Below are 15362 nucleotides of genomic sequence, written 5' to 3'. Positions count from 1 at the left end.
CTTAGCGTTGCTGCGCTGTGGGTGAACTCGCACCGGAGCGTCAGTGGCCGCGAGTAGAGTAATCCGGTGACTCTCGACGGAATTATCTCAGCACTTTCGCGCGCCCAAACCGTAGAGAGCGCCCTTCGTTTCTCTGAACGTAGCGCAGACTTCTCGCTCGTTGATGGCATGCGTGCGCCCCTGCTCGGCGGGTTGCTCACGAAGTCGAACGCACCGCGGTCTCTGTTGGCTGTCACGGCGACCGGTCGCGAGTCCGAATCATTGCGCCGTGCGCTCACGAGCTATCTGCCCGATGCTCAGATTGTCGAATTTCCGGCGTGGGAAACCCTCCCGCACGAACGACTGAGCCCGAGTGCCGAAACAGTCGGCAAGCGGATGCAGGCTCTGCGAGACCTGTCTAAGTGGCAAGCGAACCCGGTTGGCCAGTTTGTGCTGGTGGCATCCGTTCGGGCAGCGCTGCAGCCCATCGCCGATAACCTCACGACGATCGAACCGGTCGAACTCACCAAGGGCGGTCGCAACTACGACCTCTCGGCGCTGTCGGAGCGACTCGTGGCACTGGCATATTCCCGTGTCGACATGGTGACGCGGCGCGGTGAATTTGCGGTGCGCGGTGGCATCCTTGACGTGTTTGCGCCCAACCACGAGCATCCGCTTCGTCTCGAATTCTTTGGCGATGAGCTTGAGCAGTTGCGCGAGTTCTCGGTCGCCGATCAGCGCTCTATCGAGGGCGATGTTGAGTCAGTCGAGTTGGTGCCGAGTCGTGAACTGTTGCTGAACGATGCGGTACGTCAGCGTGCCCGCGAGATGCAGCACGAGTTTCCGAGTCTCTCCACAATGCTCGCGAAGATTGCCGAAGGCATTCCGGTCGATGGCATGGAGTCGCTAGCGCCGGCGCTGGTCGACAAACTGGTGCCGATCACTCACTACCTTCCGGCGGATGCTGCCATCGCGGTGCTCTCACCCGAGAAGGTGTCGTCGCGCGCGATCAGCCTCGCTGAGACGAACCAAGAGTTCTTGAGTGCGGCCTGGAACGCGGCGACAGCTGGCGCTGAAGCGCCCATTGACTTGGATGCCGGTGACTTTGTCACGCTCAACGCGCTTCGGGCGTCCGCGGGGGATCGCCCCTGGTGGACCCTCAGCACCTTCGACTCGGGGGCAGCGGATGCCGTCGACCTGCTGGATGGTGCGGAAGAGGCATCCGAATATATTCGTATCGCAGCCACGGCAACCCCCTCGTTCGCCGGCACTCTCGATGGCGCCCTCGACCACGTCGGCCACTTGCTCGCCGATGGCTGGACGGTAGCGATCGTCGCGGAGGGAGCCGGTCTCGTAGAGCGCACTGCTAATCTGCTGGGCGAACGCGAATTGGCAGGGCGTGCCGTTGAGGCCTTCCCCGCCGAGACCGAGCCGGGAGTCGCGTATCTGCTGCGCGCTTCTGTTGACCATGGTTTTGCGATGCCCGAGGCGAAGCTTGCGGTGCTGAGCGAAGGCGAGTTCTTTGGTCGGTCGGTCGGCTACGCTTCGCGCCCGGCACGCAAGCTCGCGGCCAGACGCAAGAACGTTGTTGACCCGCTGCAGCTCTCGAGCGGCGACCACGTTGTGCACCAGACGCACGGCATTGGCAAGTTCATCGAGTTGGTGTCACGCGAGGTCAGCACGGGCGGGCGAAATGCGGTCAAGACTCAGCGCGAGTTCTTGGTGCTCGAGTATGCGCCGAATAAGCGTGGTTACCCTGGCGACAAGCTGTATGTGCCCACCGATCAGCTCGACCTGCTGTCGCGCTATGTTGGTGGCGAATCGCCGGCCCTCAACAAAATGGGTGGCAGCGACTGGTCGGCCGCTAAGACCAAAGCACGTCGTGCCGTTCGCGATATCGCTGTCGAGTTGGTCAAGCTCTACAGCGCTCGCATGGCCAGCAAGGGATACGCCTTTGGGCCCGATACCCCGTGGCAACGTGAGCTCGAAGAAGCTTTTGCCTTTGCGGAAACTCCTGACCAGCTCACCACAATCGATGAGGTCAAAGCCGACATGCAGAGTCCGGTGCCGATGGACCGCCTGCTGAGCGGTGACGTCGGCTACGGCAAGACCGAAGTTGCGGTGCGCGCCGCGTTCAAGGCTGTGCAAGACGGCAAGCAGGTCGCGATGATTGTGCCGACGACGCTGCTCGTGCGCCAGCACGTCGAGACGTTTGCCGATCGTTTTGCTGGCTTCCCCGTGCGCTTGCGGGCTCTCAGCCGTTTCCAGACGGAGAAAGAGTCGCGCGAAACGATCGCCGGCCTCGCTGACGGCACCGTGGATGTTGTCATCGGAACCCACCGTTTGCTCTCGAAGAGCATCGCCTTCAAAGACCTCGGCCTCGTCATCATCGATGAAGAGCAGCGCTTCGGTGTTGAACACAAAGACGCGCTCAAGAAGCTCAAGACCAACGTCGACATCTTGGCGATGACGGCAACCCCGATTCCGCGCACGCTCGAGATGGCAGTCACGGGCATCCGCGAAATGTCGACCCTCGCGACACCGCCAGAAGACCGGCATCCGATCCTCAGCTTCGTTGGCCCGTACTCCGAACGTCAGGTTGGCGCCGCTATTCGGCGCGAACTGTTGCGCGAGGGCCAAGTGTTCTACGTGCACAACCGCGTGAGTTCGATCAACCGGGTCGCGGCCAAGATTGCCGAACTGGTTCCGGATGCTCGAATCGCCATTGCCCACGGCCAGATGCCCGAGGCAGCACTTGAGCAAGTGATGGTCGACTTTTGGGATCGCAAGTTTGATGTGCTCGTCTCCACCACGATTGTGGAAACCGGCCTCGATATCCCCAATGCCAACACGCTCATCATCGACCGGGCCGACAAGTATGGCCTCAGCCAGCTGCACCAGTTGCGCGGTCGAGTGGGTCGTGGCCGCGAGCGCGCCTATGCCTACTTCTTGTACGACGAAGAGAAGCCGTTGAGCGAAACTGCCCACGAGCGCCTCGACACCATCGCTGCGAACAACGAGCTGGGTGCCGGTATGCAGATCGCCATGAAGGACCTCGAAATTCGTGGTGCCGGAAACCTGCTCGGTGGCGAACAATCTGGCCACATTGCCGGTGTCGGCTTCGACCTGTACTTGCGGATGATCGGCGAAGCAGTCTCCACCTTCCGCGGTGATGTTGCCGAGGGCCAGACCGAGCTGCGGCTTGAGCTGCCCGTGGATGCCAGCATCCCCGAGGACTACGTCGAAAGCGAGCGCCTGCGTCTTGAGGCCTACCAAAAGCTCTCCACGGCCAGCGCACCATCGGCATCCGCCGACAGCATCGATCGTGTTCTCGACGAACTTACCGACCGTTACGGCGAACCGCCCGAGGAAGTGAAGCACCTCATCGCGGTGTCTCGTTTGCGGCGGATGTCGCAGCGACTGGGGCTCAGCGAGGTTGTCGTCATGGGCGACAAGCTGCGCATCGCGCCCGCCGATCTGCTCGACTCGAAGCAGATCCGTCTGCAGCGGATGTATCCAGGATCGAAGTATCACTCGGCCGCCTCCACGGCGATCGTTCCGCTGCCCACAGGCGCAAGCGATGGCGACCTCATCGACTGGGCCAAGGAGTTGCTCGTGTCAGTGTTCGGCGCTCAAGATACTGCGGCAGAGCTCGCGGAGGTTGCACTTGCGGCCGAAGCGGCCGAGAAGCTTGCGGCCGACAAGGCAGCAGCCAAAGCGAAAGAAGCTAAAGAGACGAAGGATGCTGCGGGTGCGTCCGGCACGTCCGGCCCGAGCTAAGAACTAGGGCGCTGTCTCCGGCGCTGGTTCCGGCGTGGGTGCCGCGGCTTCGACTGTTGAGTCGCTCGAAGCAGGCTCGGCCGTACCCGTACCCGCACCCGCACCCTCGGCCTCGGGAAGCGTCGCAGGCGTCGCAGGTGTCGCAGGCGTCGCAGGCTTCGCTGTCGGTTTGAAGGCAAGTGGGTTTCGTCGACCGTCGATTCGGTGCACGCCCCCGATCGCCATCGGGATCAACACGAGCGAGCGCAGGTCGAGAAGCGCGTGCGCGATGATCGTGATGAGAATGCTTCCGGTGAGCACGTAGATGGCCATGAAGACTGCGCCGAGCACCGTCGTGACGATGATGCCCGTGAGTCCCTGGTAAGAGTGCATGAGCCCGAACAGGAGAAGGCTCACCACAACCGCGACGATCGCATTGCCGGTGGTGGCAAAAAGCAGAGCCGGTAGAGCGAGGCGGAAAAGCAGTTCTTCAACGAGCCCGGCATTGATGGAGAGCAATCCACCCAGTACGAGCTCTTGGCGATTGCGGGGGAGGATCGCTTGAACATCACCAAGACTCACGACTTCGTCACCCTCGTTGCGAACCGAGATGATCGCAAGTACTGTGACGGCGATCACGCCGATCGCGAGCCCAACGAGCACTCCGCCGGTGAGGGAGGGGCGGGCAGTGAGTATGTCAAGCAACGAGGACACCCACGGCCACGATTGAACATCGGCGAGTAGGGGAGCGGCGAATGCTCCGCTCACCACGAGAACCACGAGTGCTAGACCGCCAAACAGCGTGAACGAGATCAGCAACCAGCGGCGCAACATCTTTTGGCGACGTTTGGTGGTGCGAAAACGTTTGAAGCGGCGGTATTCGCGCTGATCCCGGCGGAACGTGCGCAGAGCGAGAGCGGTCAGAACCCCGCCGAGGGTAAGCCACAGCAACGCGAGCATGAGGGGGTTAGCGGGGTCGAGCATGCACCAATCGTGCCATGCGGTGGCTGAACGGCCGACGCGATGCGTGACCGAGTGCGCTTCGGCGGCGAGTTAGCAGACGCCCCACATGCCGAGCTGCGCCGCGTAGGCATCATCTTCGGCGTCGCGCAGCTCGGGCCAGTAGCGATCGTTGAGTCCGACTTTGAGAGCTTCAGCGGCGCCGAGTTCGACCATAGCTAAGTTCACGAACGTGCCGTCTTGCAGATAGACGTAGAGCAGCGAGCGGCCGTAGCGGTCCTCGGGTTCGCGATCCTCAGCGGCCCACACGGTGGTGCCTTCGGGGAGGAAGTCGCGCAGCAGCTCGCGCGCTTCGATTCCGTAGCATTCTTCGGCATCCGGATTCTGCTGGCTGGCAAGCTCGGGGGTGTCGAGCCCGATGAGGCGCACCTTCAATTCGGTGCTGCCGTTCTGGAGGTAAAGCGTGTCGCCGTCGTGCACATAGTTGACGGTCGCCGCGAAAGCGTCAGTCGGGATGCCGATGGTGGCGCTCGCTGCGTCGGCGTTGTCGGCGTCAGTGTTTGCGGTTTCGGGCGCGCTTTCGGGAGCGGGATTCGAGCTGTTCGAGGTGCCCGCGACGTCAGAATCGTCGGGGGTGAAGCCTAGCGTGCCGGTGCCGAAGTAGGTCGCGATGGCGATCACCGCGACGAGCACGACAACGATAAGAGTGCCAAGAGTGCGGGGACGTTGAGGGGAGGCTGCCACGGAAAGATTCTTGCATGCTGCGGCGGGGCTGAGACGAAGGGTGCGGCGGAAGGCGACGAATGTTATCTAGTTGTCGTCGTCAATTTCGGTGCTGTCGGGGTGCTGCTGGGCGGCGATCGCCCGCGCCGTGGCGGTGCCGAGCTCTTTGCCCCAGAGAGAGTGCACAGTTTTCCAATTCAGGCTTTGCTCGATGAACGCGGTGCTGGTTTCGAGCGCAGGGAAGGGCGCGTAGGTCACGTCGGGCACCGCCTCGCAGACAGTGAGTGTCGCCTCGTTCAGGCGATTGATCTGCAGGGCGAGGATGCGCTGTACGACGAGCGGCATGGGGCGAAAGCGGTACATAACGGGAACTTCAGACACAATTACGGGGCAATGAGGGTGTGCGCCGTGACGCGCAGCCTCGATCAGCGCCACGAGGCTTTCCCTCCACTTGGTGGCGGTGGTTCCCAGCAGCACATCGGGCGGACCGAGCAAGACGACCACCGCATCCACGTCGACCGAGGTGTCGGCAAGCTGGCGGGCGGCGCGAGCCATCGTGAGTTCAGTGTCGGTCATGGTCGTCCACGAGCATCCGGAACCGTGTTCGCGCGCCACGAAGCGTGCAGTTTGCGAGACCACGGCGAGCCCGTGATTGAGTACGCCGAAGCCGGATGCCGCCGAGTCTCCGATAAACAGCATCCGGGAAGGATCGGGGCCGTCCGCTCCTCCCTCGGGGGCATCGTCGGGAAAGAGTGCGTTCGCGGTTTCGACCCGGTAGGCGATCAAGTTCACTCTGAGGAGAGGCTTGAATAACTGGATGAAGCCAGCGATGAAACGGCGAGTAACGGGAGTGGCAGAAGGCACACCGATGGCGCGCTTAGGAGACGTGTTCTTCGGGTCCACACGACACATAGTGGTCGAGAGCGCGGCTCTCTCGCCGGAGGACATACCGCAACACGGAAGGTGACTTTGGCTTAGTTCGAGAAGTGGGAGAATGGCGGCATGACTGAGCCTGCTGCGCCTCATCCCGAACTCGACACCCTTATTGCAACTCTCGAACGGCTGCGTGCGGCGGGAGGGTGCGCGTGGGATCGCGATCAAACGCATGAGTCGCTTGTGAAGCACCTTGTGGAAGAGACCTACGAGTTGGTGGATGCGATCGAAGGTGGCGATACCGCCGACATGATCGAAGAGCTTGGCGATGTGCTCTACCAAGTGCTTTTCCATGCCGACATTGCGACTGAGGCTGGGCGCTTCACTCTCGAAGATGTAGCCGCTCACATGAATGCCAAAATGGTGAGCCGGCACCCTCACGTGTTTGCCGACGCCACCGCCGAGACGGCCGACGACGTTGTGGCGGCCTGGGACGAGCTGAAGAAAACAGAGAAGCCAGAACGCACCAGCGTCACCGACGGCATCCCGCAGAAGATGCCCGCGCTTGCACTCGCTGACAAGCTTCTCGGTCGGGCGCACAAGGTCGGACTCTTGGATGCCACGACTCCGGGCGCGATCAATGTCACGGAAGAAGATGAACTGGGCCCGCTGCTGCTGGCGATTGTGGCGTCCGCGAAAGCGAACGGTTTGGATTCCGAGCGGGCGTTGCGCACAGCGCTGCGCCAGTTGACCGAAGAGATCAAGGAGCACGAAGTGTCGGTAGCGAAGGCCGATTCAGCAGGCTAGAACCCGGATGGGTGGTGCCCCCCTTAACCCGAATAAGGAGGGCACCGGCGCAACGCCAGCAAACGAGACATGTGATCGCACGTCGATCGTCTACCGAATGGCATCGCGCGCTGAAGGATCGGTGGGATTACCCGGCCTACCGATCCAGCGTTGGAGAAGCCCCTGGTGAGGGGGATTCAAGTAGTTGTGGTGCCGTTAACAGGTTTCCGGCACAAGGAGAAATCATAACCATTGTCGAACCCATAAGCAAACAACCGTTATGTTTATTTGATGGCCCGTAGACCCGACCCGACACGCAAGCCAGCTCTTCTTCAGCAAACTATCGCCTATCTTGCTGATAAACCGCTGTCTAGTCTCACATTTCGTTCGCTTGCGAAAGCACTCGATGTCAGCACCTTCACGCTGGTTTACCATTTCGGAACGCGCGCAGAGCTCGTCCGTGAAATAGTGCGGATCAACGCGCGGGGAGTGAGCCCTGAAGAAGCTGCGATGCTTCCGTTTGACACTCTTGAAGACTACTTTTCGAGCCTCGCGCAGTCGTGGCGGTGGACGCAAATGCCGGAAAACTTGCACCGCCAACGCCTCGAACTTGAGGCTGGCCTGCTCGAAGCTGTGGAACGCGACGAACTCTCCATCACGCGTGACTACTTTGTGCGGTGGATCGAGATGGGCACAGCAGCGCTCGTGGCCTTAGGAGTAGAACGCGGCGCGGCCGAGGTGGAGGCTCGCTTGCTTGTCAACACCTTCCACGGAGTGCAGTTCGACCTTGTGCTCAACCAGAACCTTGAGGCGTCTACCGCAGTGTTCGAGACCGCCATTGCCCACCATCGCTCGCGGGTCGAACAACTCATTACTGAAGTAGTCCGGTAACCGCACACGCCTCGTGGGTGCGAGAGAATAGGAATCATGGCGTCCACTGTTAATCCTCCCCGCGGTATGCGGGATTTCCTCCCCGCAGAAAAAGCTCAGCGCGAGCGTGTGCTCGGTGTCATCCGGGGAAGCTACCGCGCTCACGGGTTCGACGAGATCGAAACCCCGGTGATGGAAGACAGTTCACGCTTGCATGCCGGTTTGGGCGGCGACAACGAGAAGCTCGCGTTCGCTGTCATGAAACGAGGGCTCACGAGTGAGAAACTGCAGGCGGCGTCCGATGCCCTTGAACTCGCCGATCTGGGCATGCGTTTCGACCTCACGGTGCCGCTGGCTCGTTTCTATGCGACGCACCGTGCCGAGTTGCCGAAGGTGTTCCGGGCGATTCAGATGGCACCCGTGTGGCGTGCCGAGCGCCCGCAGAAGGGGCGTTACCGCCAGTTCGTGCAGTGCGACATTGACATCATGGGCGAGGCCGGGCCCAGCGCCGAGATTGAACTGATCACCGCCACGGCTGCCACACTCGATGCTCTCGGCATTGACGGGTGCACCATTCGCGTGAACGATCGTCGACTGCTCACGAGTTCGCTCAGCATCCTCGGCTTCCCCGCGAAGGAACACGAAGCGGTGCTCGTCACAGTCGACAAGCTCGACAAACTCGGTGCCGACGGCGTGGTCGCTGAGCTGCGCGAACGTGCCTTCCCTGATGGTCCCGTGGCGGCGCTCGCCGAATTCCTGACGCGTCCGGCCCCCGAAACTGCTGCTGCGTTCAGCGCGGATGCCATCCGCGCCGCCTTGCCCGCAGGAGTCACCGAGGAGGTCATTCTTGAACTCGCGGCGATCGGCGAGGCCGTTGAAGCGGGCCGTGGCGACTCCGGCTCGCTCATTGAGTTTGACCCATGGTTGGTGCGGGGGATGGGCTACTACACGGGCGCAATCTTTGAGGTCGCGCATCCGTCGCTCGGGTATTCGCTCGGTGGCGGTGGCCGCTATGACGGAATGATCGGTCGTTTCTTGGGTAGCGATGTGCCCGCTGTGGGATTCTCGCTCGGCTTCGAACGTCTTGTCGATCTCGTTGAGCTCGGCGATGCAGCCAATGATGACCAGCTTGCGTTGATTTATGACACCGATGTCGATGCGGCGACGCTCGTGCGGTTGCAAGCAGCGTTGATTCGTGACGGCAAACGCGTGCGACTTGAGGCTCGACCGAAGAAGATGCCCCAGCTTCTCGATCAGTTGAAGGATGCCGGTTTCACCAGTTTCGCAACGGTTCGTGCCGAAAACATGAGTATTGATAGCCTTGAGTTCAAGCCGCTGGGTGGCTAGCGGAACGCAGCCTTCGAGGGAGAAGTCGTGAACGTCAAAGCAACACCGATTCTTGTTTTTGTGGGCGTCAGTTTTGGGCTCGCGTGGCTCTTCGCCCTTCCTCTCTGGTTCACGGGTGGTCTCGAGAATCCGTTCTTCACAGTGTTTGCGCTCGCGATGATGTTTACGCCGGCGATCGCGGCGCTCGTGGTCGTCTTCTTTGTCGAGAAGCATCCGGATGCTCGCTCGCGACGCGCGGCGCTGGGGCTTGGTTCGGTGCGCCCCGTCGGCCGGTTCCTGCGCTACTTGGCGTTGGCGCTCGTCGTTCCGCCCGTCTTGATTCTGGCTGCGCTCGTTGTCGGTGCCGTAGTGGGGGTCTACCCCGCCGACTTTGTGAACTTCTCCGGCTTCCAGGCGATGGTCGATAGCCAGTTGGCGGCGATTGGTGAAGAACCGCTGCCTGTCCCGATTGGCCTGTTGGTCGCGCTGCAGTTCGTGAACGTGTTGATCGGTGCGGTCATCAATACGATTCCCGCGTTCGGTGAAGAACTCGGCTGGCGCGGCTGGCTGTTGCCCAAGCTGCTGCCCCTCGGCATCGTTCCGGCCATCCTTATCTCGGGAGTGATCTGGGGCCTGTGGCATGCCCCGCTCATCCTGCTCGGCTACAACTACCCTGGTGCTCCCGGCTGGCTCGCCCTCACCGCCATGGTCGGCATGACGATCGTCGTTGGCGGCGTGTTCGCGTGGCTGCGCATCCGTTCGGCGTCGGTGTGGCCTGCCGCCCTAGCTCACGGTGCCTTCAACGCAGCTGCCGGGTTCTCGATCATTTTCATCATGGTTGGCGAATCTTTCGACCCCCTTCAGGCAAGCATTTTGGGCTGGACGGGATGGCTCGTGCCGCTCGTTCTGGTGATCGTGCTGCTAGCCACTGGCCAGTTTCGTTCGCCAGCCTCGTCACCCACTGTTAGCCGTAATGAGTCAGCGCCGGTCGTTGGCTCGGAGTAGGCTTTCACACGGACATCCACCACTGTCAGTCCAAACAAACTTTCTTTAAGGAGACACCCTGTGGCTTTGATCGAAGCAGTTGGCGCCCGCGAAATTCTTGATTCCCGTGGTAACCCCACGGTCGAGGTTGAGGTTTTGCTCGACGACGGCGTAGTTTCTCGCGCCGCAGTTCCTTCGGGAGCATCCACTGGCGCATTCGAGGCTTACGAGCTTCGCGATGGCGACAAGAACCGCTACCTCGGCAAGGGCGTTCAGAAGGCCGTTGACGCGGTTATTGACGACCTCGGCCCCGCCATCGAAGGCCTTGACGCCTCCGACCAGCGCCTCATTGATGCTGAGCTCATCGCCGTCGATGGTTCCGAGAACAAGAAGAACCTCGGTGCTAATTCGATCCTCGGTGTGTCGCTCGCCGTGGCGAAGGCTGCTGCTGACTCGGCAGACCTGCCCCTCTTCCGCTACCTCGGCGGACCGAACGCTCACGTGCTTCCCGTGCCGATGATGAACGTCATCAACGGCGGATCGCACGCCGACAGCAACGTCGACATCCAAGAGTTCATGATCCTCCCGCACGGCGCCGAGACGTTCAGCGAAGGCCTTCGCTGGGGTGTTGAGACGTACCACGTGCTTAAGGGACTGCTCAAGAGCAAGGGCCTCAGCACTGGCCTCGGCGACGAGGGTGGCTTCGCCCCCGACCTCTCCAGCAACCGCGCTGCACTCGACCTCCTCATGGAAGCAATCGAGAAGGCTGGCTTCACGCCGGGCAAGGACATCGCCGTTGGACTCGATGTTGCCGCTACTGAGTTCTACAAGGACGGTGCCTACACGTTCGAGGGCGCCTCGAAGTCAGCTGGCGACATGAGCGCGTACTACGCCGAGCTTGTTGCCGCGTACCCCCTCGTGTCGATCGAAGACCCGCTGGACGAAGACGACTGGGAAGGCTGGGCTCAGCTCAACGCCGAAATCGGTTCGAAGACTCAGATCGTCGGAGACGACCTGTTCGTCACCAACCCGAAGCGTCTCGCCAAGGGCATCGAGCTCGCCACGGCAAACTCGATCCTCGTCAAGGTCAACCAGATTGGTTCGCTCACCGAGACCCTCGACGCTGTCGCAATGGCGCAGCGTGCCGGCTACACGGCGGTTATCTCGCACCGTTCAGGCGAGACCGAAGACACCACGATCGCTGACCTCGCGGTAGCGCTCAACACGGGCCAGATCAAGACCGGCGCACCGGCTCGCTCCGAGCGCGTAGCAAAGTACAACCAGCTGCTGCGCATCGAAGAAGAGCTCGGCGATGCCGCTGTTTACGCTGGTCGCACCGCCTTCCCGCGGTTCAACGGCTAGCACTCACTAGCGTCGTCTAGCATCGAACGCATGGCTAGGCGAGTACGAGCAAAAAAGGTAGCGGTGTCGCTGCCCGAGGAGAGCGCGCCCGAACACTGGCTGCGCACGATCCGCTTCTCGGGCTTCACCGTGCTCATGCTTAGTTTGCTCATACTCGCCGTCATCGTTCTTGCGCCAAACTTGCGCATTTTTATCGAGCAGCAGCAGACGATTGCGCAACTGCAATCTGAGGTTGAAGAGGCTCAAGAGTCTGTCGATAGCCTCACTGAAAATGTTGCCCGCTGGGATGACCGTGCCTACATCGAGTCCCAGGCGCGCGACCGGCTCTACTACGTGTATCCGGGCGAAGTGAGCTACTTGGTTACCGGCGAAGCGGCCGATGTCACGACCTCAGATGGTGTGCCGGTGAGCGCGACCATCCAAACCACCCAAATTGATTGGGTGCAAACTCTCGTGTCGTCCATTTACACCGCTGGTCTCACGGAAGATGCCCCCGACGAGCTCACCGCCCCCGTAATTGAAGGACCTCAGTAATGACCACCCCACCGTTTGACACCGTCAGCGATGAAGATGTGCGCATTGTGTCGCTTCAACTCGGGCGCCCCGCTCGCGATGTGATCGGTATCGCCGCGCGCTGCGTGTGCGGCGCTCCGACCGTGGTGTCGACCAAACCCCGCCTGAGCGATGGAACGCCGTTCCCCACGATCTATTACCTGTGCCACCCGGCCGCAACGGCATCCGTGTCCACGCTTGAAGCTGAGGGCCAGATGCCGGAGCTCGCGGCAATGCTCGAGGGCGAGATTGGTGCGCAGTATCAGGCCGCCCACGAGGCCTACATTGCCGACCGGGATGGCATTGAGATCGTTCCCGAGCTGGCCGGCGTTTCAGCCGGCGGCATGCCCACCCGCGTGAAGTGCCTGCACGCGCTGGTTGGCCATTCACTCGCCGCAGGCCCCGGAGTTAACCCCATCGGCGATATCGCTCTTGAGCGTGCCTCGTGGAGCCCGGCCGTGTGCCAGTGCCCCGACTACACCGAAGCAACTAGCGACCGCGCCTCGGCAGCCGATGCTGTCTCGGCGCCCACTGCTGCCCCAGCGACGGTGACAGGGGCGACACAACAGTGAAGCGGTGGGCTGCTGGCGCGATACTGATGGCGAGCCTTGCGTCGCTATTGGTGGCGACCCCTGCCCACGCGGATGCGGTGCGTGACCAAGAATATTGGCTTCAGGAGTACGGCATCGAAGCCGCGTGGGAGACCACCAAGGGCGCAGGCGTGACTATTGCGGTGATCGACACCGGTGTTGATGGCTCGGTGGACGAGCTTGTTGGTGTTGTCACGGGCGGAACAGATTTCTCAGGCCAAGGCTCGGCAAACGGCCAGACACCGGTCGGCGACGATAACCCAGCGCACGGCACGCTCGTCGCGTCGCTCGCGGCAGGGCGCGGCACCGATACGGACGCTGGCGTGATCGGTGCGGCTCCAGCGGCGAACATTATGGCGATCTCTATCGGCTTCACCGGTGGGGCGATCAGTTCGGATGATCAGATTGCCTTGGCGGTTCGCTATGCAGTCGATCAGGGGGCCGACGTCATTAATTTGTCGCTCACCCGTGAGACTCTCGACTGGCCGCTGAGCTGGGACAGCGCATTCCTTTACGCGATGGACAACGACGTTGTTGTTGTGGCGGCGGCGGGAAACCGTGGCAGCGGAACTGCCTCCGTGGGTGCGCCCGCGACGATGCCCGGCGTTTTGACTGTTGCGGGTGTCGACGTTAACGGCGTCGCGAGCTTCAACGCATCCACCCAGGGCATCACGATCGGTGTTGCTGCGCCCAGCGAGGATTTAGTGGGCGTTGCTCCCGGTGGTTCGCATGTGCTGTGGAACGGCACCAGTGGGGCGACCCCGATCGTCGCCGGCATCGTGGCGCTCGTGCGTGCCGCTCATCCTGAGCTGGATGCTAACAACGTGATCAATCGCATTGTCTCCACGGCGCACGACACGGGTGCTCCAGGCGCAGATGCGATTTATGGCTTCGGGCTCATCGATGCTGAAGCAGCGGTGACGGCAAATGTTCCGCTCGTTGACGAGAACCCGATGGGGAGTCTCGCGGAGTGGATCACCGTTTACCGCCGTGCGGAATCCACGCCGATCCCTGTGCCGAGCTTCAGCCCGACCCCGACGCCGGTTCCGGAAACAGTGCCGGATGTTGCGGGGCCCGTCAGTCCGCTCGGAACAGTGCTGCCAACCGTGAGCATGCTTCGCAATGTGGGCGTACCTCTTGCCATTTACGCGATTTTTTTGATGATTTTGGCCGGTTCGGGCGTCTTCGCTTGGCGTCGGTTTAGGAGTCTGCGCGAGACAGAGTAAGTTTGGTGGCGAACTTCCCTTTTAGGAGACTCTAACTCGTGCCAAAAATCTTGATTGTCGGCGGCGGTTACGCCGGTTTTTACACTGCCCGTAAGCTCGAAAAGTGGCTGCGTCGCGGCGAAGCTGAGGTCACCATGGTGGACCCTCTTCCCTACATGACGTACCAGCCTTTCTTGCCTGAGGTTGCAGCAGGCTCCATTGAGCCTCGCCACGCGGTTGTTCCGCACCGTCGCCACTTGAAGACCACCAAGGTCGTCACAGCGAAGGTCACCGGAATCAACCACGAGGCGAAGACTGCAACGATTCAGCCTGAAGTGGGTGACTCGTGGGAGATCGACTACGACCTCGTTGTCGTTACCGCTGGCGCCGTTTCGCGCACCTTCCCGATCCCGGGCGTCGCTGACGAAGCGATTGGCATGAAGACGATCGAAGAGGCTGTTGCCGTTCGCGACCGTCTTCTCACTAACTTCGACAAGGCATCCAACCTGCCTGCAGGCCCTGAGCGCGACCGCTTGCTGACATTCGTTGTTGTCGGTGGCGGCTTCGCCGGTATCGAAGCCTTCGGTGAGATGCGCAGCCTGGCTTCATCGCTGCTGCCGCTCTACCCGAGCATTAACTTCGAAGACACTCACTTCCACCTCATTGAAGCTATGGGCCGCATCATGCCCGAGGTTTCGCTCGAGACGAGCAAGTGGGTTATCAAGAACCTCGCCGACCGCGGCGCACAGATTCACCTCGACACCCAGCTGAAGTCAGCGGTGGGTGGCGTGGTTGAGCTGTCGACCGGCGAAAGCTTCGAGTCAGACACCATCGTGTGGACCGCTGGCGTTATGGCCAACCCGGTCGTGCGCAGCACTGACCTTCCCATCGAAGAGCGTGGACGCATCCGTGTGCAGGCAGACCTCCGTGTCATCAACGATGACGGTGTCGTCGAGGGTGCCTGGGGTGCCGGCGACGTGTGTGCTGTTCCCGACCTCACCGGTGGTGGCGTTGGCGGCTTCTGCGTTCCGAACGCTCAGCACGCTGTTCGCCAGGCCAAGCTCATGGCCAAGAACATTGTGGCTTCGCTTCGCGGCGAAGAGACCAAGGACTACTTCCACAAGAACCAGGGTGCCGTTGCCGGTCTCGGTCTCTACCACGGCGTTTTCCAGTCGGGCAAGATCGCGGTCAAGGGTTTCCCGGCGTGGTTCATGCACCGTGGCTACCACGGCATGGCGATGCCAATGTTCGAGCGCAAGGCTCGCGTCTTCAGCAACTGGATCACGAACTTCTTCTGGGGTCGCGACACCATTTCGCTCGAGGCACGCGTAGAACCGCGCCGCGCATTCGAAGAATTCGCTTCACGCCCCAAGTAGCGTGACTGCATGCTCCA

Annotated in this window: 13 protein-coding genes and 1 pseudogene; 11 read left to right on the top strand and 3 right to left on the bottom strand. The window is 61.6% G+C overall.

All coding sequences use genetic code 11. The features are described 5' to 3' along the window. The first annotated feature begins 66 nt into the window (after positions 1-66). Positions 67-3759 carry a transcription-repair coupling factor gene (gene mfd, locus I6E74_RS11105; RefSeq protein ID WP_197125672.1) on the top strand — a complete coding sequence of 1231 codons (3693 nt, stop codon included), beginning with the start codon at positions 67-69 and terminating at the stop codon, positions 3757-3759. 3 nt (positions 3760-3762) lie between these two features. Here the strand turns inward: mfd and I6E74_RS11100 are convergent, their stop codons facing one another. The 3 genes from I6E74_RS11100 to I6E74_RS11090 all read right to left on the bottom strand — a co-directional run bounded on the left by I6E74_RS11100 (position 3763) and on the right by I6E74_RS11090 (position 6324). Next, on the bottom strand, positions 3763-4722 hold the full coding sequence (locus tag I6E74_RS11100; RefSeq protein ID WP_197125671.1) for a CPBP family intramembrane glutamic endopeptidase: 960 nt from the start codon (positions 4720-4722) through the stop codon (positions 3763-3765). Between the two features lie 69 nt (positions 4723-4791). Continuing rightward, entirely contained in the window at positions 4792-5442 is a 651-nt protein-coding gene (locus I6E74_RS14760; RefSeq protein WP_197125670.1) for a thermonuclease family protein, read from the bottom strand. 66 nt (positions 5443-5508) lie between these two features. Further along, positions 5509-6324 (bottom strand): SGNH/GDSL hydrolase family protein, encoded by an 816-nt coding sequence (locus I6E74_RS11090; protein ID WP_307784464.1) that lies wholly within the window; start codon positions 6322-6324, stop codon positions 5509-5511. A 99-nt stretch (positions 6325-6423) separates the two neighbouring features. Here I6E74_RS11090 and I6E74_RS11085 point away from each other — a divergent pair, with 99 nt between their 5' ends. From I6E74_RS11085 to I6E74_RS11045, 10 genes and pseudogenes are all read left to right on the top strand, one after another. Beyond that, positions 6424-7101, top strand: a complete 678-nt coding sequence (locus tag I6E74_RS11085) for a MazG family protein (protein WP_197125669.1) — start codon at positions 6424-6426, stop codon at positions 7099-7101. 270 nt (positions 7102-7371) lie between these two features. After that, a pseudogene (locus I6E74_RS14460) lies at positions 7372-7536 on the top strand (TetR family transcriptional regulator); the annotation flags it as partial. Positions 7537-7590: 54 nt separating this feature from the next. Then, positions 7591-7971, top strand: coding sequence for a hypothetical protein (locus I6E74_RS14455; RefSeq protein ID WP_231605070.1), 381 nt, complete (start codon positions 7591-7593; stop codon positions 7969-7971). 36 nt (positions 7972-8007) lie between these two features. Next, entirely contained in the window at positions 8008-9297 is a 1290-nt protein-coding gene (gene hisS / locus I6E74_RS11075) for a histidine--tRNA ligase (RefSeq protein ID WP_197125667.1), read from the top strand. A gap of 27 nt (positions 9298-9324) precedes the next feature. Then, positions 9325-10281, top strand: a complete 957-nt coding sequence (locus I6E74_RS14755) for a CPBP family intramembrane glutamic endopeptidase (protein WP_307784463.1) — start codon at positions 9325-9327, stop codon at positions 10279-10281. Between the two features lie 60 nt (positions 10282-10341). Beyond that, entirely contained in the window at positions 10342-11622 is a 1281-nt protein-coding gene (gene eno, locus I6E74_RS11065) for a phosphopyruvate hydratase (protein WP_197125666.1), read from the top strand. Positions 11623-11652: 30 nt separating this feature from the next. Continuing rightward, positions 11653-12156: a septum formation initiator family protein gene (locus tag I6E74_RS11060; RefSeq protein ID WP_231604987.1), complete on the top strand. Its 504-nt coding sequence runs from the start codon at positions 11653-11655 to the stop codon at positions 12154-12156. Further along, on the top strand, positions 12156-12746 hold the full coding sequence (locus I6E74_RS11055) for a DUF501 domain-containing protein (protein ID WP_197125665.1): 591 nt from the start codon (positions 12156-12158) through the stop codon (positions 12744-12746). The genes I6E74_RS11060 and I6E74_RS11055 overlap by 1 nt, the downstream gene beginning before the upstream one ends. Further along, the gene (locus I6E74_RS11050; protein ID WP_197125663.1) at positions 12743-13990 is read left to right on the top strand and encodes a S8 family serine peptidase; all 1248 of its coding nucleotides are present in this window, start codon (positions 12743-12745) and stop codon (positions 13988-13990) included. The genes I6E74_RS11055 and I6E74_RS11050 overlap by 4 nt, the downstream gene beginning before the upstream one ends. 38 nt (positions 13991-14028) lie before the next feature. Beyond that, complete coding sequence (locus I6E74_RS11045; RefSeq protein ID WP_197125661.1) at positions 14029-15345, top strand: NAD(P)/FAD-dependent oxidoreductase; 1317 nt, start codon at positions 14029-14031, stop codon at positions 15343-15345. Positions 15346-15362: the final 17 nt, after the last annotated feature.

This window comes from Salinibacterium sp. SWN139 (genome assembly GCF_015864625.1).
In the GTDB taxonomy this organism is placed as follows: Bacteria; Actinomycetota; Actinomycetes; order Actinomycetales; family Microbacteriaceae; genus Rhodoglobus.
Note: the sequence above shows the minus strand (reverse complement) of the source record. Positions and strands in the feature narration are given on the sequence as shown.